General features: G+C 62.8%; 15 protein-coding genes and 1 other annotated feature (1 of these 16 cut by a window edge). Of the genes, 6 read left to right on the top strand and 9 right to left on the bottom strand.

All coding sequences use genetic code 11. The annotated features are described in order from the left end of the window. Nucleotides 1-55: 55 nt before the first annotated feature. From C7I56_RS07990 to C7I56_RS07965, 6 genes are all read right to left on the bottom strand, one after another. Nucleotides 56-295 carry a hypothetical protein gene (locus C7I56_RS07990; protein ID WP_106640049.1) on the bottom strand — a complete coding sequence of 80 codons (240 nt, stop codon included), beginning with the start codon at nucleotides 293-295 and terminating at the stop codon, nucleotides 56-58. Continuing rightward, nucleotides 292-906 carry a bifunctional 4-hydroxy-2-oxoglutarate aldolase/2-dehydro-3-deoxy-phosphogluconate aldolase gene (eda, locus tag C7I56_RS07985; RefSeq protein WP_106640048.1) on the bottom strand — a complete coding sequence of 205 codons (615 nt, stop codon included), beginning with the start codon at nucleotides 904-906 and terminating at the stop codon, nucleotides 292-294. The genes C7I56_RS07990 and eda overlap by 4 nt, the downstream gene beginning before the upstream one ends. Further along, nucleotides 903-1,874: a glucokinase gene (gene glk / locus C7I56_RS07980; protein ID WP_106640047.1), complete on the bottom strand. Its 972-nt coding sequence runs from the start codon at nucleotides 1,872-1,874 to the stop codon at nucleotides 903-905. The genes eda and glk overlap by 4 nt, the downstream gene beginning before the upstream one ends. Continuing rightward, on the bottom strand, nucleotides 1,871-3,694 hold the full coding sequence (edd, locus tag C7I56_RS07975) for a phosphogluconate dehydratase (RefSeq protein ID WP_106640046.1): 1,824 nt from the start codon (nucleotides 3,692-3,694) through the stop codon (nucleotides 1,871-1,873). Before edd ends, glk begins: the two co-directional genes overlap by 4 nt. Before the next feature lie 159 nt (nucleotides 3,695-3,853). Then, complete coding sequence (gene zwf / locus C7I56_RS07970) at nucleotides 3,854-5,314, bottom strand: glucose-6-phosphate dehydrogenase (protein WP_106640045.1); 1,461 nt, start codon at nucleotides 5,312-5,314, stop codon at nucleotides 3,854-3,856. Nucleotides 5,315-5,647: 333 nt separating this feature from the next. Then, nucleotides 5,648-7,675 (bottom strand): glycoside hydrolase family 97 protein, encoded by a 2,028-nt coding sequence (locus tag C7I56_RS07965; RefSeq protein ID WP_106640044.1) that lies wholly within the window; start codon nucleotides 7,673-7,675, stop codon nucleotides 5,648-5,650. Between the two features lie 86 nt (nucleotides 7,676-7,761). On the opposite strand from C7I56_RS07965, the gene C7I56_RS07960 reads away from it, so the two are divergent. Continuing rightward, nucleotides 7,762-8,778, top strand: a complete 1,017-nt coding sequence (locus tag C7I56_RS07960; protein ID WP_199792362.1) for a LacI family DNA-binding transcriptional regulator — start codon at nucleotides 7,762-7,764, stop codon at nucleotides 8,776-8,778. An 11-nt stretch (nucleotides 8,779-8,789) separates the two neighbouring features. Here the strand turns inward: C7I56_RS07960 and C7I56_RS07955 are convergent, their stop codons facing one another. Beyond that, nucleotides 8,790-10,418 carry an alpha-glucosidase family protein gene (locus C7I56_RS07955; RefSeq protein WP_245409649.1) on the bottom strand — a complete coding sequence of 543 codons (1,629 nt, stop codon included), beginning with the start codon at nucleotides 10,416-10,418 and terminating at the stop codon, nucleotides 8,790-8,792. A gap of 5 nt (nucleotides 10,419-10,423) precedes the next feature. Next, nucleotides 10,424-12,256 carry an alpha-amylase family glycosyl hydrolase gene (locus C7I56_RS07950; RefSeq protein WP_106640042.1) on the bottom strand — a complete coding sequence of 611 codons (1,833 nt, stop codon included), beginning with the start codon at nucleotides 12,254-12,256 and terminating at the stop codon, nucleotides 10,424-10,426. A gap of 384 nt (nucleotides 12,257-12,640) precedes the next feature. Between C7I56_RS07950 and C7I56_RS07945 the strand changes: the two genes are divergently transcribed. The 5 genes from C7I56_RS07945 (at nucleotide 12,641) to C7I56_RS07925 (ending at nucleotide 20,386) form a co-directional block, all read left to right on the top strand. Continuing rightward, nucleotides 12,641-15,349 (top strand): TonB-dependent receptor, encoded by a 2,709-nt coding sequence (locus C7I56_RS07945; RefSeq protein ID WP_199792361.1) that lies wholly within the window; start codon nucleotides 12,641-12,643, stop codon nucleotides 15,347-15,349. A 171-nt stretch (nucleotides 15,350-15,520) separates the two neighbouring features. Continuing rightward, nucleotides 15,521-16,831, top strand: coding sequence for a sugar MFS transporter (locus C7I56_RS07940; protein WP_106640041.1), 1,311 nt, complete (start codon nucleotides 15,521-15,523; stop codon nucleotides 16,829-16,831). Nucleotides 16,832-16,937: 106 nt separating this feature from the next. Further along, a complete protein-coding gene (locus C7I56_RS07935) occupies nucleotides 16,938-19,457 on the top strand; it encodes a CHASE3 domain-containing protein (protein WP_106640040.1) in 2,520 nt (839 codons plus the stop codon). Next, nucleotides 19,457-19,825 carry a response regulator gene (locus tag C7I56_RS07930; RefSeq protein WP_106640039.1) on the top strand — a complete coding sequence of 123 codons (369 nt, stop codon included), beginning with the start codon at nucleotides 19,457-19,459 and terminating at the stop codon, nucleotides 19,823-19,825. The genes C7I56_RS07935 and C7I56_RS07930 overlap by 1 nt, the downstream gene beginning before the upstream one ends. A gap of 288 nt (nucleotides 19,826-20,113) precedes the next feature. Then, nucleotides 20,114-20,386, top strand: a complete 273-nt coding sequence (locus C7I56_RS07925; RefSeq protein WP_245409632.1) for a hypothetical protein — start codon at nucleotides 20,114-20,116, stop codon at nucleotides 20,384-20,386. A 4-nt stretch (nucleotides 20,387-20,390) separates the two neighbouring features. Here the strand turns inward: C7I56_RS07925 and C7I56_RS07920 are convergent, their stop codons facing one another. Next, on the bottom strand, nucleotides 20,391-21,887 hold the full coding sequence (locus C7I56_RS07920; RefSeq protein ID WP_106640038.1) for a SulP family inorganic anion transporter: 1,497 nt from the start codon (nucleotides 21,885-21,887) through the stop codon (nucleotides 20,391-20,393). 64 nt (nucleotides 21,888-21,951) lie between these two features. Next, nucleotides 21,952-21,997 (bottom strand) — a sequence feature (sul1 is cis-regulatory element that is thought to sense ions involved in sulfur or methionine metabolism; They are found in Alphaproteobacteria) (it continues 10 nt past the right edge of the window).

The raw sequence follows: 21,997 nt of genomic DNA, 5'->3' as shown, positions 1-21,997 counted from the left end.
CGGCAGGAACGTCCCACTTCGAACATCCCGGAAAGCAACCGGTTCCTTGGAGCTGCTAGGCTGGCAGCAGCGGCGGACCGAAGAGCATGATGAAGGGAAGGAGCAATGCTGCCGCCACCGCCACAGCGAAATCGGGGCTGACGATGGCGAGCATTCCGAACAGCGCAACGGGGGCGATGAGCAGAATAGCCGCGGCTTTCTTCCGCCCCCGGCGCAGCCGCTTTCCTGCTGGCACCCAAAACAATGCCAGCATCATCGCAAAGAAAATTGCAGGCAGGAAGACGAAGACGGTCAAACCTGGAGCGCCGCCGCCGCCCGCGCGCTCGCTTCGATCGCCGCGACATCGGGGGCGCCCTTGCCGACGATCCAGCTGCCACCGACGCAGAGCACCGCATCCTCCGCCAGCCAGGACGGCGCCGTGTCGGAGGTGATGCCGCCGGTCGGGCAGAAGCGGACATTGCCGAACGGTCCGGCCAGCGCCTTCAGCGCCTTCAAACCGCCCGATGCTTCGGCCGGGAAGAATTTGAAGCGGTTAAGCCCAAGGTCGAGGCCGCGCATGATGTCGCCCGCATTGGCGATGCCCGGGAGGAAGGGGATGCCGCTCGCAATCGCGGCCCTGCCCAACGGTTCGGTGAGGCCCGGCGACACGATGAACTCGGCGCCCGCATCCACGCTGCGGCGTAGATCCTGTTCGTTAAGGACGGTGCCTGCGCCGACGATGGCGCCTTCCACCTGCCTCATCTCGCGGATCACGTCGAGCGCCGCTTGCGTGCGCAGCGTCACTTCCAGCACCTTAAGGCCGCCATTCACCAGCGCCTGCGCGATCGGGCGGGCATGAGCGGCGTCTTCCACCACCAGCACCGGAATGACCGGCGATGTGCGCATGATCGTCTCAATCTTCGTCATTCGTGAAATTCCCCGGCAAAGGCGGCGGCGGCGCCGAACAGACCCGGTTGGTCATAGGTGATGAGCTTCACCGCCATTTCGTCCATGCGGCGTTCGAACCGGCCCTTGGCAATGAAGCGGTCGGCGAAACCCGAGCGCGGCAGATGGTCGGCGACGCGAAGGCCGACGCCGCCCGCGATCACGACGGCGGATGCGCCATGGGCGAGGGCCAGGTCGCCCGCCACCGCGCCAAGGCTGAGGCAGAAGCGGTCGAGCGCGGCTGCGGCAAGGCTGTCATGCCCTTCGAGCGCCGCCGTCCACAGCGCCTTGTCGTCGCGATATTGCACCTGCCGGTTCTCGATCGCGGCGAGCGCTTCGTAGAGATTGGCAAGGCCCGGCCCGGCGGCGATCCGCTCCACCGACACGCGGCGATAGCGTTCGCGCAGTTTGCCCAAGATTTTGTCTTCAAGCCCGTCCAGCGGCGCGAAATCGATATGACCGCCCTCGGTCTCGATGACATGATAGCGGCCATTCCGCTTCAGCAATTGCGCAACGCCAAGGCCGGTGCCCGGGCCGACGATGCTGATCACGCCCTCTTCGGGAAGGTCGCGCTTGGGGCCACACAGATGCTGGAAATATTCCGGGCCAAGCTGCGCCACGGCATGGGCGACCGCGCCGAAATCGTTGACCAGGGCATAGCGGTCGACGTTCAGCTTTTCCTTGATCAGCGCGGGTCGGATCACCCACGGATTATTGGTGAGCTTCAGAAGGTCGCCCTGCACCGGCCCGGCAAAAGCGATGCCGGCGGCGCGGGGGAGGGGGCGTCCGACGCGGTTGCCGAAATCCTCCCATGCGGTCTGCAGGCTGGCATGTTCGGCGGTCTTCAGTACCACTTCGTCGCCGAGCGATGTCACGCGGCCATTTTCGACCTCCGCCAGCGCGAAGCGTGCGTGCGTGCCCCCAATGTCGACCGCTACGATTTCCGTCACGCTACCTCCTCCATGGCATTCAGCATCGCCGACGCGCCTTTTTCCGCGCTGTCGGCGGTATGGCGCATCAAGGCGAACAATTCTCGTCCGGTGCCGATCGGCGCGGGTGGCGCCTTGGCCGGTTCGCGCGCGTCCAAATCGTCGACCAAAGCCACGATCTCTCCCATTTCAGCCGACATCCGCACGATGTCGCCATCCCGCAGCTTGGCGAGCGGACCGCCACCCAGCGCTTCGGGCGTCACGTGGATGGCGGCGGGCACCTTGCCCGATGCGCCGGACATGCGGCCGTCCGTCACCAAAGCGACCTTGAACCCGCGATCCTGAAGAACGCCGAGCGCGGGAGTCAGCTTGTGAAGTTCCGGCATGCCGTTGGCGCGGGGCCCCTGGAAGCGGACGACGACGATCACATCCTTCTCAAGCTCGCCCGCCTTGAACGCGGCCAGCACTTCATCCTGATCGGCGAAGACCCGCGCGGGCGCCTCGATCGTCCAGCGCGAGCGCTCAACCGCGCTCGTCTTGATGACCCCGCGACCGAGATTGCCCTTTAGGAGGCGCATGCCGCCATCGGGCTGGAACGGATTGCTCGCCGGGCGAAGCATGGTCTCGTCGAGGCTTTCGGCCGCCCCATCGCGCCACACGGCCTTATCGCCATCCAGCACCGGCTCCCGGGCATGATCGGCGAGGCGCTCGCCCGCCACCGTCATGATGTCGTCATGAAGCAGACCGCTCTCCAGCAAAGTGCGGATCGTAAAACCGATGCCGCCCGCCGCCTGGAAATGGTTCACGTCGCCCGAACCATTCGGGTAGACGCGCGCGATCAGCGGCACGGCGGCGGACAGGCGATCCAAATCCTCCCAATCGATCACAATCCCGGCCGCCCGCGCGATGGCGGGCAAATGGATCGCGTGATTGGTCGATCCGCCGGTCGCGAGCAGTCCGACTGCGGCATTCACAATCGCCTTCTCATCCACACACTGGCCAAGTGGCCGATAATCCTCGCCCTTCCAACCGATCTGGCTAAGCCGGTGGACGGCGGCGCGGGTCAATTCCTGACGCAGCTTCGTGCCCGGATTGACGAAGGCCGCGCCCGGCATGTGGAGGCCCATCACCTCCATCATCATCTGGTTCGAATTGGCGGTGCCGTAGAAGGTGCAGGTGCCCGCGCCATGATAAGAAGCGGCTTCCGCCTCCAGCAATTCTTCGCGGCTGGCTTTCCCTTCCGCATAAAGCTGGCGGACCCGCTGCTTCTCCTTGTTGGCGAGGCCAGAGGGCATGGGGCCCGCTGGAATAAGTATGGCCGGCAGATGGCCGAAACGCAGCGCGCCGATCAGCAGGCCCGGCACGATCTTGTCGCAAATGCCGAGCAGGGCCGCACCCTCGAACATGCCGTGGCTGAGCGCGACGGCGGCGGACATGGCGATCGTGTCGCGGCTGAACAGTGAGAGTTCCATTCCCGCCTGGCCCTGCGTCACGCCATCGCACATGGCCGGAACGCCGCCCGCAACCTGCGCCGTCGCGCCGACTTCGCGGGCGAAGAGCTTCATCTGTTCGGGGTAGCGATAATAAGGCGCGTGGGCCGAGAGCATGTCATTGTAAGCAGTGACGATGCCGATATTCATGCCCGCATTGCCGCGGATTGCCGGCTTGTCCTCGCCCGCCGCCGCGAAGCCGTGCGCGAAATTGCCGCAGCTCATGCGGGGGCGGGAAATGCCGTTCTCGCGCTCTGCTTTGATGAGGTCGAGATAACGCAACCGCGAAGGCCGCGACCGTTCGATGATGCGGTCCGTGACGGCCGCGATTTCAGGGTGAAGCTTACTCATAATCTCAAATCTCGTTCGTCCCGAGCCCTTCGACTGCCTGCAAGGCAGGCGCTCAGGATAAACTTCACGCGTCGCGTGAAGTCGAGGGGCGCTGGCACGATCTCCTCACGAACGCCTCTCGACTTCGCTCGAGACGAACGAGAGAGGTGTCCTGCGCGTTTACTCATGCCAACTCACTCCGTCACGCTCGGTGAGCGCGATGGCGGCGTTCGGCCCCCAAGTGCCGGCCGCATAGGATTTGGGGCTTACCGACTTGGCCGCCCAGCCGGTGCGGATCGCGTCGATCCATTCCCACTGCGCTTCGACCTCGTCCCGCCTTACGAACAAAGTGGGGTCGCCCTCGATGAGGTCAAGCAGCAGCCGCTCGTAAGCAATGCGCCGCCGCGTGTCGGCAAAGGCGTTGGCCATGCCAAGGTCCAGCGGCACTTCGCGCAGGCGAATGCCCTGACGATCCAGCCCCGGCTGCTTCGCCATGGTGAGCAGGCGGATATTCTCCTGCGGCTGCAGGTTGATGATGAGCTTGTTGGCCTTCAATGCCGCGCCCTTCGACGCGAAGATGGAATGCGGCACCGGCTTGAACTGGATGACGATCATCGACTGGCGCTGCGGGAGGCGCTTGCCGGTGCGCAGGTAAAAGGGAACGCCCTTCCACCGCCAATTGTCGACATGGGCCTTCAGCGCCACGAAGGTCTCGGTGCCCGACGGCTGGCCGAGCTCGTCAGCATAAGCCGGAACCCCGGCGCCGTCGATCGCGCCCGCCTGATATTGGCCGGTGACGCTGTTCGCCTCGACGCTCGCACCGTCGATCCGGCGAAGCGCGCGCAGCACCTTCACCTTCTCGTCGCGGACTTCGGTGGCGCTGAATTCGTTGGGCGGCTCCATCGCGACGAGGGCGAGCAATTGGAGCATATGGTTCTGCACCATGTCGCGGAGCGCGCCGGTGCCGTCATAGAAGCCGACGCGGCCTTCCAGCCCCACCGTTTCCGCGACGGTGATCTGGACATGGTCGATATGGCTCGCATTCCACAAAGGCTCGAACAAGGCATTGCCGAAGCGCAGGGCAAGGAGGTTCTGCACCGTTTCCTTGCCGAGATAATGGTCGATACGGAACGTGCGCTCTTCCGGGAAAACCGCGGCGACCGCATCGTTGATGTCGCGGCTAGAAGGGAGATCGGTGCCAAGCGGCTTTTCGAGCGCAAGGCGGACATTGTCGCCCGCAAGCCCCGCTTGCTGAAGGCCCGCGATGGTCGCCTTGAACAGAGATGGGGCGGTGGACAGGAAGATGGCGAGGCCCTTCGCGGTCGAACCCACCGCTTCGCTTAGCTTGCCATATTGCGAGATATCCGACGCATCGACGACGACATAGGTAAGGCGGCCGAGGAAGCGGGCGACCGCGTCTTCCTTCAGATAGTCCGCATCGACAAAGCGCTTCAGCGCCTCATTCGCCGCCGCGCGAAAGCCGTCCGTATCCATCTCGCTCCGCGCGGTCGCGACGATGCGGAGGGCGGGCGGCAGCAGGCCGTCGGCGTCGAGGCCGTAGAGCGAGGGCAGCAGCATGCGTTGCGCGAGATCGCCCGTCGCTCCGAAGAGCAAAAGCGTTTCGGCACTGTTCGTGGGCACGCGTCACATCCTTCCCTGACAGGAAATCGAGATCATTCGCCCCGGGCCCCGTCCTGCATCCTCTTATCTGTCATTCCGGGTCACAGCGGGCTTAACCGCTCTGGGCCGTCTGTCCAGCCCCAAACCCCTCTCGTCATTGCGAGGAGCGAAGCGAGGAAGCAATCCATCTGGCCACAAGCCACTGGATTGCTTCGCTTCGCTCGCAATGGCGAGGCGATGAAGCCCTCCCCCTTTGATGGGGGAGGGCAGGGTGGGGGTGATGGTCGAGACAGTCACTGAGCCCCGGCATCGCCCCTCCCCGACCCTCCCTCATCAAGGAGAGGAGTCTTTTTACTAACGCAAAGCCACGAACCGGATCGCCTGACCGCCGCCCGGCGCAAGGTTCAGCGTCAACGTATCCGCGCTCGTCACGTTCTTCTTCTCGATGACGATGCTCTTGCCGTTCGTCTTCCAGTCCGCATCCGGCCCGTCACGATAAATTTCGGCGCGATAACGCTTGCCGGGCGTCAGGAAGGAGAGGGAAGCCGAAAGCGTCCGCGCTTGCTCATCCGACACTGCACCGAGATACCAATTCTCGCTGTTGCGATCCTTGCGAGCAATGGTGACATAGTCGCCGATCTCGCCATTCAGCACTTTGGTTTCCGCCCAGTCGGTCGGCACGTCCTTGATGAACTGAAACGGCTTCATGTTCTTCGCATAATTTTCCGGAAGGTCGGCGACCATCTGGATCGGGCTGTAGAGCACGACATAATTGGCCAGCTGCTTGGCGACCGTCGATTCAAGCGGAAGGCCGCCGCGCCCTTCAAGGCTCAGCACGCCCGGCGTGAAATCGAACGGGCCCGACAGCATCCGGGTGAAGACCAGTTCCGCCTCATGCTCAGGCGGATTGGGCGGCGCGCCCCAGGCATTATATTCCATGCCGCGCGCGCCTTCGCGTGACACCCAGTTCGGATAAGTGCGGCGAAGGCCGGTATCCTTGATCGGTTCATGCGGATTGACCGCGATATGGCGCTTGGCGGCTTCGGTCACGACCCGCAGATGGTGGTTCGACATGAACTGGCCGTCATGCCATTCCTGCCGCGTCGTGCCGTCGGCATTCGGTGCCTTGATCCCGCCCGCGTCCGCAACGTAGCCCGTCTTCACCGCATCGATGCCGAGCTTCTGATAGAGATCGAATGCGGCGCCGAGCTGGCTTTCGTAATTGGCAACGTGGCCGGACGTTTCGTGGTGGCCGATCAGCCGCACGCCCTTCTTGCGGGCGTAATTGGTCAGCCATTCGATGTCGAAATCGGGATAGGGCTTGGTGAAGCTGAAGACCGCGCCATTATTATACCAGTCGCCGTCCCAGCCTTCGTTCCAACCTTCCACCAGCACGCCGCGAAAGCCGTTCTTCGCGGCGAAATCGATATATTTCTTGGTGTTCGCCGTCGTCGCGCCGTGCTTCGGGCCCGAACCCCAGCTTTCAGTGTCGAGATGCATTCCCCACCAGACGCCGACATATTTGTGCGGCTTGAACCAGCTGACGTCGCCAAGCTTGTTCGGCTCGTTGAGGTTCAGGATCACGTTGGAGGATTGATAAAGCGCGGGCGCATCCGCCGCGATTTGGATGGTGCGCCACGGCGTATTGAAGGGCGCGGTGCGCGACACCTTCGGGCCGCCCGATCCCGGTGACAATTCCGCCTTCAGCCTTCGCCCCTCGACACGGCGTAGCCACATGCTGGAATAATCGACGAGCGCTGCTTCGTGGAAAGCGATGTGCAGGCCGCTATCGGTCTTCACCGTGATCGGCGTATGTGCCTGGCTCACCTCGGCGAGCGGGGTCTTGTTGTAGAGATATTCGTAGCGATTCCACTCGCCCGCCGGGATCCACCAGGCCGTGCCCGGTTCGGCGACGTTGAACTCGGTCAGCTCTTCGGAGATGTTCACCTGCCTCAACTGCGGCTGATCGGGAAATTCGTATCGGAAGCCAACGGCATCGTTATAGACGCGGAAGACGACGTCGAGCTGCCGCTTCAATTCCCCGCCCTCGGTCAGGCGCACGCGCATTTCATTGTGATGGTCACGCACATAGCGGCTTTCGCCCCAGGGTTGCTCCCAGGTCGTGTCGGCCGCGCGGATCTGGACGTCGCTGATCGTGAAATAGCGCTCCAGCTTCGTCGCGTCGGTGAGAAGGAAGCCAAGGCGCGACTGGCCGATCACCGGCTTGCCGTCGCGCAGCACCTGATAATCGGGACGGCCTTCGCCGCTAGTTTCGACGATCACGGTCAGGCGGCCGTCGGGCGAGCTGACCTTCGCCGGCGTCTGCGCCAGCGCGGATGTCGACAGCAAGGCGGCCGTCAGGGTGAGGAGGCGTGCGATCATCTCTCGTCCTTCATCATTGTGGGGCTTGAAAATCTTTGCAGAGGCTGCGCAATTCTTCCCATGAAAATCTTTGCAGCAAAATTTGCATGATGGCGCGCCGCAATACGAGGCTGGAAGACATAGCGGCGCTGGCGGGCGTGTCCATCTCCACCGCGTCCCGGGCGCTCAACGACAGTCCATCGGTCAACGACCGGACCAAGCAACTCATCTGGAAGTTGGCGCGGGAGCATGATTATCCCTTCCGCCGCCACATGCCCGCGGGCCCGATCGGCGCGACGGGCACGATCGCGCTTGTCGTGCCCCGCCCGCAGGCGCGCGAGGTGCAACTCGACGATCCCTTCACGCTCGAATTGTTCGCTGGCGTCGGCGATGCCGCGCGGGAAAGGGGGTGCGACCTCGTCGTCAGTCATTTCGCGCCGACCAGCTATGATGACCTGCTCGCCGCGATGACCACCAGCCGTGCCGACGGCGTCATCTTCCTTGGCCAAAGCTCCCTCCACGCCGCCTTCAACCGCCTGTCCGAAACGGAGGGGCGTTTTGCCGTGTGGGGCGCGCAGCTGCCGGATCAGGCTTATTGCTCGGTTGGCAGCGACAATTTGCTTGGCGGGCGCCGCGCCACGCTGCATCTCGCCCGACTCGGCCGCAGGCGCATTGTCTTCCTTGGCGACAGCGAAGCGCCGGAAGTGCAGCAGCGTCTGCGCGGCTATTTCGAAGCGTTGGACCAATCCGGAATCGCCCACGACCCGGCCTTGCTGGTGCCTGCCCATTTCACCGTGGAATCGGGTGAAGCGACGATGGACTCCCTGCTTGCGCGCGGCATCGCGTTCGATGGCGTCGTCGCGGCATCCGACCTGATCGCTCTTGGCGCAATCCGATCCCTGCTCCACCACGGCCGCACGGTTCCGGAGGATGTGTCCGTCGTCGGTTATGACGACGTGCCCTTTGCCCGCTACAGCCGCCCGGCGCTCACCACGATCATGCAGGATACCGCGCGCGCCGGACGCCTGCTCGTATCCAAGCTGCTCGATGGCGGCGGCGTTGGAGACATCAGATCCGAACGCATGCCGACCGATCTTATCGTGCGGGAATCCTGCGGCGGCTGACCGGCCCGTCATCAGCGGCGGGCGATATAGCCTGAATGGGGTGGCAAGGCCGTGGCCGTGCCCCCGCCAATGCTCTCCATGATCGTCCAGCCTTCGGGCAGTGTCCATCCTGCCGCGCTTTCGCCGAGGTTGAACACGCAGAGCAATTGTTCGTCGGCATAAGCGCGTTCGAATGCCAACACAGGCTCGGCCGCCTCAACGGGCTCGATCGATCCATAGCGCAGCGCCGGGAGCGTCTTCCGCAATGCGATCAAATGCCGGGTGTAGTGGAGAAGGCTGTTCGCATCCGCCTGCTGACGGTCGACGGCCAGCGGGATATGCGCGGGATCGACGGGCAACCATGGCTCGACCGGCGAGAAACCGGCCTGCGGCGCATCCGCCTGCCACGGCATGGGCGTCCGTGCACCATCGCGGCCCTGGCTTTCCGGCCAATTGGCAATGGCTTCGGGATCCTGAAGTCGTTCGAACGGCACGTCGGCCTGCGGCAGGCCAAGCTCTTCGCCCTGATAGAGGAAAACATTACCCCGTAGCGCCATCAGCAGCAGCATCGCCTGCCGCGCAAAGGCGTCTCGGTCTCGTGCGCCAAGCCAGCGCGAAACGACGCGCGGCGCATCGTGGTTGGAAAAAGCCCAGCTCGGCCAGCCCTCGCCCTCAACCTGCGGCCACATGTCGATTGTCTCGCGGATGAGGGCGGACGTCACCCCCTTCGAATAAAGGAAGTTGAAGCCATAGGCGCTGTGCAGGTGATCGTGCCCGCGCGTATACAGGCGCATTTCCTCATTGGCCTGTTCACCGCCCACTTCCGCCACGGTGAAGCGGTCGCCGTCATATGTGTCCAACAACGCCCGCACCCGCGCCAGGAATTTGGGAATGTCGGGATGCGACTGATTGTGGAAATGATGCTGGAAATCGAAGGGCAGCACGCCGCGCCCGAAGCCCTTCGGCACCGGCGGATTGTCGGTCAAAGCCGGATCGTGCATCGAAAAGTTGATCGCATCCAGCCGGAAGCCGTCGACGCCCCGGTCCAGCCAGAAGCGCGCGGTTTCGAGCAACGCCTCCTGCACTTGCCGGTTATGCACATGCAGGTTCGGCTGGCTCGACAAGAAATTATGCAGATAATATTGGCCGCGCCTTGTGTCCCACGTCCAGCAGGGGCCGTGGAAGACACTGAGCCAATTGTTCGGCGGCGAACCGTCCGGCTTCGCATCGGCCCACACATACCAGTCGGCCTTGGGATTATCGCGGCTCGACCGGCTTTCCTTGAACCAGGCGTGCTGATCCGACGTGTGCGAATAAACCTGGTCGATCACGACCTTGAGGCCCAGTTCGTGCGCCCGCGCCAGCAGCGCGTCGAAATCGGCGAGCGTCCCGAAGATCGGATCGACGTCGCGATAGTCCGCGATGTCGTAGCCGAAATCCTTCATCGGCGATGTGAAGAAAGGCGACAGCCAGATGCCGTCCACGCCCAGCGAAGCGACATGGTCCAGATGCGCGGTGATCCCCGGCAGGTCGCCCACCCCGTCACCGTTGGAATCCGCGAAACTGCGCGGATAGATCTGGTAGATGACCGCGCCCTTCCACCACGGCTCCTTGCCCGCAATGGTGCCGGTCAGGCCTTCGGGTGCCGTGTCGAAGATCAGTTCGCTCACCGTCCGTTCGCCTTGCACACGAGATAGTCGAACGGCGCCACATTCACCTTGACGCTCCCAGGTGCAGTCGAAACCGGCGCGCAAGACCCGTGCAGCGATGTCCAATTGGCCGAGGCCGTATCCACCTGCACATTGGCCGAAACCGGCGTCGCGCCCGTGTTGAATATCACCAAAGTCTCGCCGCCGCCCGACGGCGCCTTGCGGGAGAAAGCGAACAGCCCCGGCGTGTCGCCATAAGCGCGCACCACCTGCTCGCCGGAGCGGAGCGCCGCGTCGCCCTTTCGGATCGCGGCCATTCCGGCGATCGCCTGGTAGACGGGGCTGACGGTGTCGAAATTCGACGCAGCGGTGGATGCAGCTGACCCGACAAGCTTGTTGTCATTATACACCGCGACCTGGCTCGGGAACATGTCCTCGCGCGCATCCTGATCGTGCCCGTCGCCGGAGAAACCCTGCTCGTCGCCATAATAAATGACCGGCACCCCGCGCGAGAACATCAGCATGGCATGGCCAAGCAGGTAGCGCTTCAGCACCTCCTCCTCGCTCGCCTGCGGATTGCCCTGCCGCACGAAGGTCGCGAACCGGCCCATGTCGTGATTGCCGAGGAAGGTCGGCAATTTCCGCGCCGTCGCCTCGCCGCCTTCATACAGCGCGTCCATCTTGAACAAGGTGGCGAGCTTCTCGGTCGGCGCGTTGCGGGCGACAACCTCGCTCACCGCCGACTGAAAGGCGAAATCGAGAACCGTCGGATAGCCGTCCACCCGCGTGAAGCGGGCCAGCGCGCCGGGATCGGGCTCAAACACTTCGCCGAAGATGTAGAAATTCGGAATGCCGCGCGCCTTGGCCCGCGCCTGCATGGCGGGCACGAAGGCCTGCCAGAATTCCGGGTTCACGTGCCGCGCCGTATCGATGCGGAAGCCGTCGATTCCGAAATCGTCGATCCACTGGCCGAAAATCTCGATGAAGCCATCCACCACGCGCGGATGTTCGGTGAACAGATCGTCGAGCCCGGCAAAATCGCCGTAAGTGGAGCTTTCGCCCTTGAATGTCGTGTCTCCACGATTGTGATAGAAAGCGGGATCGTTGAGCCAGGCGGGAACCTTCACCTTCTCCTCGCCCTTCGGGACGTAGGGGGTGTAGGCATAAGTCGGGTCGGTCAGCTTCGCGAAATTTCCGCTCCGCTGCCCCGCTTTGTCGACGCCCTCAAACCCGTCATTGATCCGGGCGCCATCGACCCCGCCTTTGGCCGAATAGGGGTAATCCGCATGGCTGCGATAGGCGCAATCATTCTTCGGGCATTCGCGATATTTGATCACGTCCGCCGTGTGATTGGTGATGATGTCGAGGTAGATTTTGATGCCCTTGGCATGGGCCGCGTCAACGAACCGCTTCATGTCCGCGCGCGCGCCGAAATGCGGGTCGACCTGCGTGAAATCGGTGATCCAATAGCCGTGATAGCCTGATGATTCCTGGCCCGGTTGCCCCTGCACTGGCTTGTTCTTGTAGATGGGGCCAAGCCAGATCGCGGTGATGCCGAGGCCCGAAAGATAATCCAGCCGGTCGATCAGGCCTTTCAGATCGCCGCCATGGTAGAAACCCTTATGCGCCGGATCGAAACCGGTTTTCAGACGATCGCCTTTCAAGCCGCCTTTGTCATTGTCTACATCGCCATTTTCAAACCGGTCCGGCAGCACGAAATAGATGAAATCATCCTCCGGCGCGCGGTCGAGATGCGCCTGGGCCATAGCGGGGGAGGCGGCCAGCGCGGCGCCTGCCAGCGACGAAAATATGATGCCGCGGATGAACCGCGCGGACCGGTGATGACGCATATGTTTTCCCCTCCAGCCGGTTTTGCACCGGCCCATTTGTTCTTTGCAATTATTTGCAGAAGCCTTCTCACTGCGTCAAGCGGGCATGGCACTGCGATTTTTCCAAGTGAATCCAATAATGCTGCTCGCCCAGCTGTGTCTTTCCAGCCACGCCGGAATTGTCCGTAAAATTTGCGGCTTGAATAGCATGTCAAAGATTTGCAATAATTTGCGAGCCGGCGGGAGAACCATGCCAGAGGAGCATGGCGGATCGCTGGCCGGGGGCGCTTACGGGCGGACCATGGAGAGTTTGGACGGCCGCACGCGCTTTTGCGCGCGGGTCGGCCGTGGATGCAATTGGCCGTTCGTGGGGGACATGACGGCCTGTGAACTGGGAGGTTCGCCATGAATTTTGAATTTCGCCGTCTCGCGCTGATGGGCAGCGCCGCGATGATCGCCCTTTCCGCCGCGCCGGCCATGGCGCAGGATGCGGACACGCAGGACGCTGCCGCCGCGCAGGACGCCGCAACGCCGGAAGAGGGTGAGGAAGAAATCGTCGTCACCGGCTTCCGCGCCGCTCTGGAAAGCGCGGTCGCAACGAAAAAGGAAGCCAACCAGATCGTTGAATCGGTCTCGGCTGAAGATATCGGCAAGCTTCCCGATGCGTCGATCGGCGAATCCATCGCGCGCCTGCCGGGCCTCACCGCCCAGCGCCTGTTTGGCCGCGCGAACTCGATCGCCATTCGCGGTGCCAGCGCCGACCTCTCCTCGACCACGCTGAACGGCCGTCCGCAGACGTCGACCGGCGAACAGCGCAACGTCGAATTCGATCAATATCCGTCGGAAATCGTCAGTCGCGTCGACGTCTTCAAATCGCCGCAGGCCAGCCTTGTCCATCAGGGCTTGGTCGGCACGGTCGACATCCGCACCATTCGCCCGCTCGAATATGGCAAGTCGCTCCTCGCCTTCGGCGCGCGGGGCGTTTACACCGACCTTGGCAAGCTCAATGCGGATTCCAATGACATGGGTTATCGCCTGAGCGGCACCTATGTCGGCCAGTTTGGCGGCGACCAGATCGGTGTCGCGCTCTCCGCCGCCTATAGCGACGAACCCTATCAGGTTGAGGATTTCGAAAGCTGGGGTTATGCCGAAGGTCCGGGTGGCACGCCGGTTATCGGTGGCGTCAAGCCGTTCGTGGTTTCGACGCAGCTCGAGCGCCTTGGCCTTCAGGGCACCGTACAGGCCCGCGTCGCCGACACGCTGATGCTCACCCTCGACGGTTTCTACGGCGACTTCAAGGACAAGCAGATCAAGCGCGGCGTCGAATTCCCGCTCTTCTGGAGCAGTGCGGTGCTGACGCCGGATGAGGTCGACGAAGATCTGATCCGCTCTGGCACCTTCACCGGCGTCGAAGGCGTTGTGAACAATCACGGTTACGAGCGGAACTCGAAGGTGTTTTCGGGCGGCCTGAACCTCGCCTACACCGGTGGCGATGGCTGGTCGGCAAGCTTCGACTTCGGCTATTCGCGCACGGATCGCAACGAGCTGACGCTTGAATCGAACGCGGGCACGGGCCCTGGTGGCGGCGTCGGCGCGACCGATACGCTGACCTTCGTCAGCGATGGTCGTGGCACGCGCTTCACCAGTCACCTGCTCAATTATTCCGATCCGAATTTGATGGTTCTTACCGATCCGCTCGGCTGGGGCGGCGGTGCGCCGACGGGGCATCAGGAAGGCTATTATAACGACCGCATCATCGACGATGAGTTGAAGAGCTACGAAATCAAGATCGGCAAGGAATTGGGCGACGGCTTCTTCTCGAAGCTCACCGGCGGCCTCGCTTACACCGATCGCACCAAGTCCAAGACGCCGGAAGAATATTATCTGAACCTCGCCGATGGCGCTCGTTCGTTGGTTCTTCCGGAAGAATATCGTCTGGATCCGACCGACCTCTCCTTCATGGGCATCGGCCCGATGCTCAGCTACGATCCGTTCAAGCTGCTTGCCGACGGCATCTATGTGAAGGTTCCGAACGTCAGCAAGGACGTGCCGGCCAAGGCCTATTCTGTCACGGAGCGGATTATGTCCGCTTATCTGCAGGCCGATATCCAGTCGACCCTTGGATCGGCGGAACTGACCGGCAATATCGGCGTGCTCGCCCAGAATACGGAGCAGAAGTCGCGCGGCTTCATCAATATTGCGACGGCCTCTCTGGTGCCGATCACCCGGGGTGACGATTATTGGGACATTCTCCCCAGCCTCAACCTTTCGCTCCGTTTCCCGAGCGATCTCGTGATCCGCGTTGCCGCAGCCCGCGAAATTCAGCGTCCGCGCTTCGAGGATATGAAGGTCAGCCTCGATTACGGCTTTGACGTCGTAACCCAGCGCATCAACGGCAAGGGGGGCAATCCCTATCTGCGTCCCTACCGCGCTTGGGCCGGCGATCTGAATATCGAGAAGTATTTCGGCACCAAGGGCTATGTCGGCCTGCAGCTCTTCTACAAGAAGCTGTCAACCTACATCTATCGTGAGATCGAACCGTACGATTACACCGGCCTTCCAGTGACCGCGCCGGGCCCGATCCCGACGATGATCGGCTCGCTCGATCGTCCGGTCAACGGGTCGGGTGGATCGCTCTACGGCGCCGAATTGGCTGGTACTCTTCCGTTCGATGTCTTCACCTCGGCTCTCGACGGCTTCGGTTTCACCGGTGGCGTCGGCTACACCAAGACGTCGGTTCAGCCGGGACCGGACGCGGACTCTGAAGATATGCCCGATTATTCGCGCTGGGTGGCGAACGGCACCTTGTTCTTCGAAAAGTGGGGCTTCAACGCGCGCACTAGCATGCGTTATCGCACGTCGTTCCAAGGCGTGTTCACCGGTCAGGGCGGCGAGCGTGAGCTTCGCCGGGCGCTTGCCGAAACCATCGTCGATGCGCAGATCGGCTATGACTTCCAGCCTGGAAGCACGCTCGAAGGCCTGTCGGTCTTCCTTCAGGGCCAGAATTTGACGGACGAGCCATTTGTGTCGGTCGTCAACGACGCCCCGGCGCAGATCCGCAACTATCAGTCCTATGGCCGCCGCTTCATGGCGGGCTTCAACTACAAATTCTAAGCCGTTGAACAGGGAAGCCCCGTCGTACGAAAGTTCGGCGGGGCTTTTTCTATGTGCGGACCATCGCGACCATGGACTTGAACGTCCATTCGATTAAGCTCTCGACATTCGCGATAAACGCGGCACAAAAGCACGCATCTTTTAGAGAGCGTTCACAGGGAGGGTAAGAGGATGGCTTTGGCTCCGGCAAATGGGGCGCGCGCCGCGGCGACGCCCGGCGATGACGCACCGGCGGATCTCCGCATCTTCGTTTTCATTTTGTTTTTTGTCTTTGGCGGCATCACCAGCCTCAACGACGTCCTCATCCCCAAGCTGAAGGATCTGTTCGTCCTTTCGGATTTTGAGGCGATGCTGATCCAGTCCGCCTTCTTCAGCGCCTATTTCCTCATTTCCATTCCCGCCGCCGGGCTGGTGCGCAAGTTCGGCTACATGCGCACCGCGGTGATCGGCCTGCTCACCATGACGGCGGGCTGTCTGTTCTTCATCCCTGCGGCGTCGTCCGGCCTGTTCGTCACCTTCCTCGGCGCATTGTTCGTGCTCGCGGCAGGCATTACGATTGTGCAGGTGGTGGCCAATCCGCTTATCTCGCTGCTCGGCAAGCCGCAGACGGCGCATAGCCGCCTGACCTTTGCGCAGGCGTTCAACTCGCTAGGCACCACGATCTTCCCGATCGTCGGCGCCTCGCTGATCTTGGGTGCGCTCGCCACCGTCGATCCGTCCGCGCTGTCGGGCGATGCACTCACCGCTTATCGCGCCGAAGAAGCGCGTGTAGTGACGCAAACCTATATCGGCCTCGCCATCGCGCTCGCCATCGTCGCGGGCGCGGTGTGGCTGCGCCGCAATCGCCTCGTCGAACAGCCCGCGCCTTCGGGTGGCCTGTTCAAATCATTCGATCTGCTGAGGCGTCCGCGTTTCGCTTTCGGTACGCTCGGCATCTTCCTCTATGTCGGCGCGGAAGTGGCGATCGGCTCCTACATCGTCCTTTACCTGACCCAGAATGACGTGCTCGGCATTGATCAGGTGTCGGCGGGCCATCTCGTCGGCCTCTATTGGGGCGGTGCGATGGTGGGCCGTTTCATCGGCTCCGGCATCCTGCGCGTCTTCTCGCCGGGCAAGGTGCTGACCACCTATGCGTTGGTTAACGTCCTGCTGCTGCTCGTCTCGGCGAACACGGCTGGCACGGTGGCGGGCTATTCGCTGCTGGCGATTGGCCTGTTCAACTCGATCATGTTCCCGACTATCTTCAGCCTCGCTTCGGAAGGGTTGGGGACGCGCGCGGCGGAAGGCTCCGGCCTCCTCGCCACCGCGATCGTCGGCGGCGCGATCGTACCCCCGCTCGCGGGCCTCGTGTCCGACGCATCCTCGATCCGCATGGCCTTCATCGTTCCGGCGATCTGCTATCTCGGCATCGCGGCCTTCGGCTGGTACGCCCGGCGTCCGCACACGGAAGTCGACATGGCTGAGGTGCCCGTACAAATCTGATATCGCAGACAAAACTGTAAAAAGGGGCGCTTTCCGGCCGGAAGCTGGAAGGCGCCCCGCTTCTTTTCGCCTTGCCAGCGAGCCCGGCGGCCTTATCTCTGGCCCGATGTCGCGATCGGTGGCCAGTAGCAGAGTAAAACGCCGCGGACTGGGCTGGCCCGTACTGATCGGCATTGGCGCGATACCGGTGGCCCTGATTATCCTCGGCCTGCTCCTTGCCCAGGAATTCCGCCAGGTGCGGGAATTGCGCCAGACCGCGATCCAATCCTATCAGAGCCGTTTCCAGATCAACGACCTGCTCTCGCTGATGCAGGACGTGGAAACTGGTCAGCGCGGCTATCTGTTGACCGAGGATCCTTCCTACCTTCAGCCCTATCAAACCGCGCGGGGCCGCCTGCGCGATGGTCTTTCCGCGCTGGACGATGAGGCGCGCAGCCGCCCGGCCATCAGTCCGCTTGTCGAGCGTCTCCGTGCGCTTGCAGCGCAGAAAGTGGCTTTTGCCGACGAAGCAATTCGCTTGGGCCAGCAGGGTCAGAGAAGCGCGGCGATCGCCCACGTTCGCTCGGGCCGCGGCAAGATGCTGATGGACGACATCCGCACTCAAATTCAGCGGATGGACGATGCCGAAAAGAACTGGCTCGCCGCCGCTTCGGATCGTGCGGACGGGGCGCGCTATCGCACGCAATTGATGACATTCGGTATTCTCGCCCTGCTGTCCCTGTCGCTGACCGTCGCCGCGATCATGATCGCCCGGACAATGGCGGCCCGTCGCCGCGCTCTTGACCGGTTGGAAGATACGTCGGCCCGACAGCAGGCGATCCTCGACAGCGCGCGCGATGCGATCATCACTCTCAATCCCAGCGGCAGTGTCGAAACCGCGAACCGGGCGGCCGAGGCGATGTTCGGCTACCGCACGGACGAACTCGTCCGCCGCGACGTCGGCGTGCTGTTTGAAGTCGCCCCCGATCAGGGCGCCTCGCAAAGCTTCCTTCAGCGCCTCGGCGTCGCGCCGGACAGTGCGCGTCATTCGGAAGAATATTGGGCGCGGCGCAGCGATGGCGGCACCTTCCCCACCGATGTATCGATCAGCCCGATGAAGCTGGCGGACGGCACGCATTTCGTCGCCATCGTTCGCGACATTACCGAGCGCCGCCAGGTTGAGCAGATGAAGAGCGAGTTCGTTTCGACGGTCAGCCACGAACTGCGCACGCCGCTCACCTCGATCGCGGGCTCGCTCGGCCTTTTGTCCGGCGGCGCGGCGGGTGCTCTTCCCGACAAGGCGGCCCGGTTGATCGAAATCGCCCATTCGAACAGCGAACGCCTCGTCCGCCTGATCAACGACATTCTGGACATCGAAAAAATCGAATCCGGCAAGATGGAGTTCGACGTCCGCCCGATCCTGCTCCAGCCCCTACTGCGTCAGGCGGTTCAGGCCAATCAGGGCTATGCCGATTCCTTTGGGGTGCAGCTGGCACTCGAGCCTGGCGATGAAGGCGCGAAGGTGCTCGCCGATCCCGATCGTCTGATGCAGGTGGTGACGAACCTCGTTTCCAACGCGATCAAATTCTCGCCCAAGGGGGAAGTGGTACGCCTTTCCACCGCTCCACTCGACCGCCGCTATCGCGTCACGGTGGAAGATCGCGGCGACGGCATCCCGGAGGCGTTCCGCGCCCGTATCTTCTCCAAATTCGCGCAGGCCGACAGTTCGGACGCGCGGCAGAAGGGCGGCACCGGCCTCGGCCTTTCGATCGTCAGGGAAATCGTCTCGCGGCTGCGCGGCTCCGTCAGCTTCGACACGGTGGAGGGCGAGGGTACGGTCTTTCACGTTGATCTACCCTGCGGCACGGACGGCGCGCTGCCCCGCCGCGCCGAACAGCGCATCCTTATCTGCGACAGCGACGCTGCCTGCGCCGCGCAGATCGAAGAGGCACTCGGCGAAGTGGGCTTTGCCTGCGACATCGTCGACAGCGCCGACGCCCTGCATGCCCGCCTGGAAGAGCAGCGTTATGCCGCGATCATCCTCGACCTGCTGCTGCCGGACGAGGATGGAATCGGTCTGATCCGGAGCCTCCGCGCCGATCCACGCCACGCGGCCACGCCGATCATTGTCGTTTCCACCCATGAGGACGATGTGGAGGGCGAAATTTCGCAGGCCCTTTCCGTAGTCGACTGGCTGCAAAAGCCGCTGCCGCTCGACCGGCTCATTGCCCGCGTTCGCGACGTGCTCGACCTTGGCGCCAATGGCCAGCCGCGCATACTGCATGTCGACGATGACCCCGACGTGCTGAACATCGTCGCCACCGCATTCGACCGTCGCGCGATCGTCCATTCGGTCCCGGGGCTGGAAACCGCCCGCGCCGCGCTTGCCAAGGACGATTTCGATCTCGTCATCCTCGATCTCGGCCTTGCCGACGGATCGGGGCTCGAGCTGCTGCCGGACCTGCGCCGCGACGATGGCAAGCCTATTCCAATCGTTATCTTCTCCGCTCAGGATGCCGACCCGCGCCTCGCCCGCGAGGTCGATGCGGTGCTCACCAAATCGCGAGCCAGCCTTGGGCGCCTTGTCGATACGGTCGAAGTGCTGGTGACGGCCCCGCCTGGCGATGCAAGCAGAAGGACAGGTTGATGCCGACGCGTATTCTCTATGTCGATGACGAGGATGATATTCGCGAAGTCGCCTCGCTCGCGCTTGAACTCGATCCGGATCTGCAAGTGCGCACCGCATCCTCGGGGGCCGAAGCGCTTGCGACCGCCGCGGAATGGCAGCCCGAACTTATCCTGCTCGACGTGATGATGCCCAATATGGACGGGCCGACGACGCTCGGCAAATTGCAGGCTGATCCCGCGACCGGCACCATCCCCGTCGTCTTCATCACCGCCCGCACACAGGCGCATGAGGTGGAAAAGTTCAAGGCACTCGGCGTCAAAGGCGTCATCGCCAAACCCTTCGATCCCATGAGCCTAGCCGCCCAAGCCAAAGGGTATCTGGCTTAATCGTCTATCTGCCTCTGTCCCCGGTCAAAGCTGGACCAAAGGCGTCACCCCGGCGAACGCCGGGGGTCTCGGGACGAATAGGCGCTCTCCCGCCACGAGATTCCGGCTTTCGCCGGAATGACGATATGTATGCTAAATCCGACGAAACGAGCCTACCCACCCGACGGACAGCCGGAACGGCGCGCCTGTCCCGCTCGTTCCTGTCGAAATCCTTTACAAAAATTTAACCATATCGAACAGGAAATGGCGCGAAACCGCAACTGGTCTGGAAATTGCTCAAAGCCTGGCATGTGGACGCGACTTGCCGGGCTCTTCACGATCAAAAACCGCTTCGAAGCCTTTGCGATCATCTACGCCCTCGCGCTCGGCGCGACGAGTCGCGGTGCCGATTATATCGAGCATTATCCAGGCCTCCCGGGAATCTTGCTCTTCGCGGCCTGCACCGTCGCGGTGTTCATGGCGGGCGGCAAGATATTGGACGCGGTCCGCCCGCCTGCCATCCGCATGATCCGCCGTGGCCCCTTCCGCGCTCCGCCCATCCAGCAAACGGTGATCGACTAATCCGTCAGTGCGGCACGGCGCCGATCTCGACACCGGTCTTGTCGTACAAGGCGAACTTGTCGATGATGTCGGCGCTCGCGCGATTATAGCCGACCACCTCGACGGACCGGCCTTCGCGGCGCAAACGGGCAACAATCTTGTCGAGCGCGCCAACGCCGGAAATGTCCCAGAAATGCGCTGCCGATACGTCGATCAGCACGTTTTTGGCATCATCCTCGACCTGAAAGGCGCGGGTGAAGCGGTCGACAGAGGCGAAGAAGATTTGCCCGGTCACGCAATAGGTGGCCTTGGTGCCATCGGCGGACAGGCTGCGCTCGACTGCGAACATGCGCTGGACCTTGGCAGCGAAGAAGATGCCAGACAGCAACACACCCGCCAGCACGCCGAGCGAGAGGTCGTGAGTGGCGACGACCACGACCACTGTCGTCACCATGACGACGGATGACGTTGCTGGATGACGGCGCAGGTTCGGAATCGAATTCCAGCTGAACGTCCCGATGGATACCATGATCATCACCGCGACGAGGGCGGGCATCGGAATCTGCCCGACAAACGGCCCCAGCACGGCAAGCAGGAATAGAAGGAAGGCGCCAGCGACGAAAGTCGACAGCCGCCCCCGCCCGCCCGACGTTACATTGATCACTGACTGGCCGATCATCGCGCAGCCGCCCATGCCGCCGAAGAAGGCCGCGACGATATTGGCGCTGCCTTGCCCCGCGCATTCCCGCTTCTTGTCGCTCTCCGTGTCCGTCATGTCATCGACGATCTGCGCGGTGAGGAGCGATTCAAGCAGGCCGACCGCGGCCATGGTCAGCGAATAAGGCAGGATGATCCGTAGCGTGTCGAGGGTCAGCGGCACATTGGGAAGAGCAAAGGCGGGAAGCCCTTCCGGAAGCGCGCCCATATCCCCCACTCTATTGACTGACAGTCCCATGCCGATGCTGATCGCGCTCAGCACCAGGATCGCGACGAGGGGGGAGGGGACGGCCTTGGTCAGGCGCGGGAACAGGTAAATGATGGCAAGCCCGCCCGCGATCATCGCATAGGCTTCCCAGGTTACGCCGGTCAGCTGCGGCAATTGCGCCATGAAGATCAGGATGGCGAGCGCGTTGACGAAGCCGGTGATGACCGATCGCGACACGAACTGCATCAGGAGGTCGAGGCGGAGGAGGCCTGCGACGATCTGGATAAGGCCCATGAGTATGGTGGCCGCGAACAGATAATCGACGCCATGATCGCGCACCAGCGGCACGACGACCACGGCCACTGCCGCCGTCGCGGCGGAAATCATGCCGGGGCGCCCGCCGGTAAAAGCGATAACGATCGCGATCGCGACGGAGGCATAAAGGCCGACGCGCGGATCGACGCCCGCAATGATCGAAAATCCGATGGCTTCTGGAATGAGCGCGAGGGCAACGACGATGCCCGCCAAAATGTCGCGGCGCATGCCGGGGCCGTCGCTAAACCACTGGCTGCGGTAATTGGAAAAAGTCTCGGTCATAGGGAAGTCCACATCAAGGCACATGGCGCCGCATGAGGCGGCGTAAAGGTTCTAACATGTGTGATGTTATCCGGCGGATCGGCGGCCGGAATAGCCACCCGGATTTTCAC

Origin of the sequence: Allosphingosinicella vermicomposti (assembly GCF_003012815.1) — a bacterium.
Taxonomy (GTDB): Bacteria; Pseudomonadota; Alphaproteobacteria; order Sphingomonadales; family Sphingomonadaceae; genus Allosphingosinicella; species Allosphingosinicella vermicomposti.
This window is presented reverse-complemented; position numbering and strand designations above follow the sequence as displayed.

What these genes read in the sequence shown, in the direction of transcription:
- edd (WP_106640046.1), bottom strand. Translation starts at nt 3,694, where the DNA reads ATGAGTAAGCTTCACCCTGAAATCGCGGCCGTCACGGACCGCATCATC.
- C7I56_RS07925 (WP_245409632.1), top strand. Translation starts at nt 20,114, where the DNA reads ATGTGGACGCGACTTGCCGGGCTCTTCACGATCAAAAACCGCTTCGAA.
- C7I56_RS07940 (WP_106640041.1), top strand. Translation starts at nt 15,521, where the DNA reads ATGGCTTTGGCTCCGGCAAATGGGGCGCGCGCCGCGGCGACGCCCGGC.
- C7I56_RS07930 (WP_106640039.1), top strand. Translation starts at nt 19,457, where the DNA reads ATGCCGACGCGTATTCTCTATGTCGATGACGAGGATGATATTCGCGAA.
- eda (WP_106640048.1), bottom strand. Translation starts at nt 906, where the DNA reads ATGACGAAGATTGAGACGATCATGCGCACATCGCCGGTCATTCCGGTG.
- C7I56_RS07920 (WP_106640038.1), bottom strand. Translation starts at nt 21,887, where the DNA reads ATGACCGAGACTTTTTCCAATTACCGCAGCCAGTGGTTTAGCGACGGC.
- C7I56_RS07950 (WP_106640042.1), bottom strand. Translation starts at nt 12,256, where the DNA reads ATGCGTCATCACCGGTCCGCGCGGTTCATCCGCGGCATCATATTTTCG.
- C7I56_RS07965 (WP_106640044.1), bottom strand. Translation starts at nt 7,675, where the DNA reads ATGATCGCACGCCTCCTCACCCTGACGGCCGCCTTGCTGTCGACATCC.
- C7I56_RS07945 (WP_199792361.1), top strand. Translation starts at nt 12,641, where the DNA reads ATGAATTTTGAATTTCGCCGTCTCGCGCTGATGGGCAGCGCCGCGATG.
- C7I56_RS07960 (WP_199792362.1), top strand. Translation starts at nt 7,762, where the DNA reads ATGATGGCGCGCCGCAATACGAGGCTGGAAGACATAGCGGCGCTGGCG.
- C7I56_RS07935 (WP_106640040.1), top strand. Translation starts at nt 16,938, where the DNA reads ATGTCGCGATCGGTGGCCAGTAGCAGAGTAAAACGCCGCGGACTGGGC.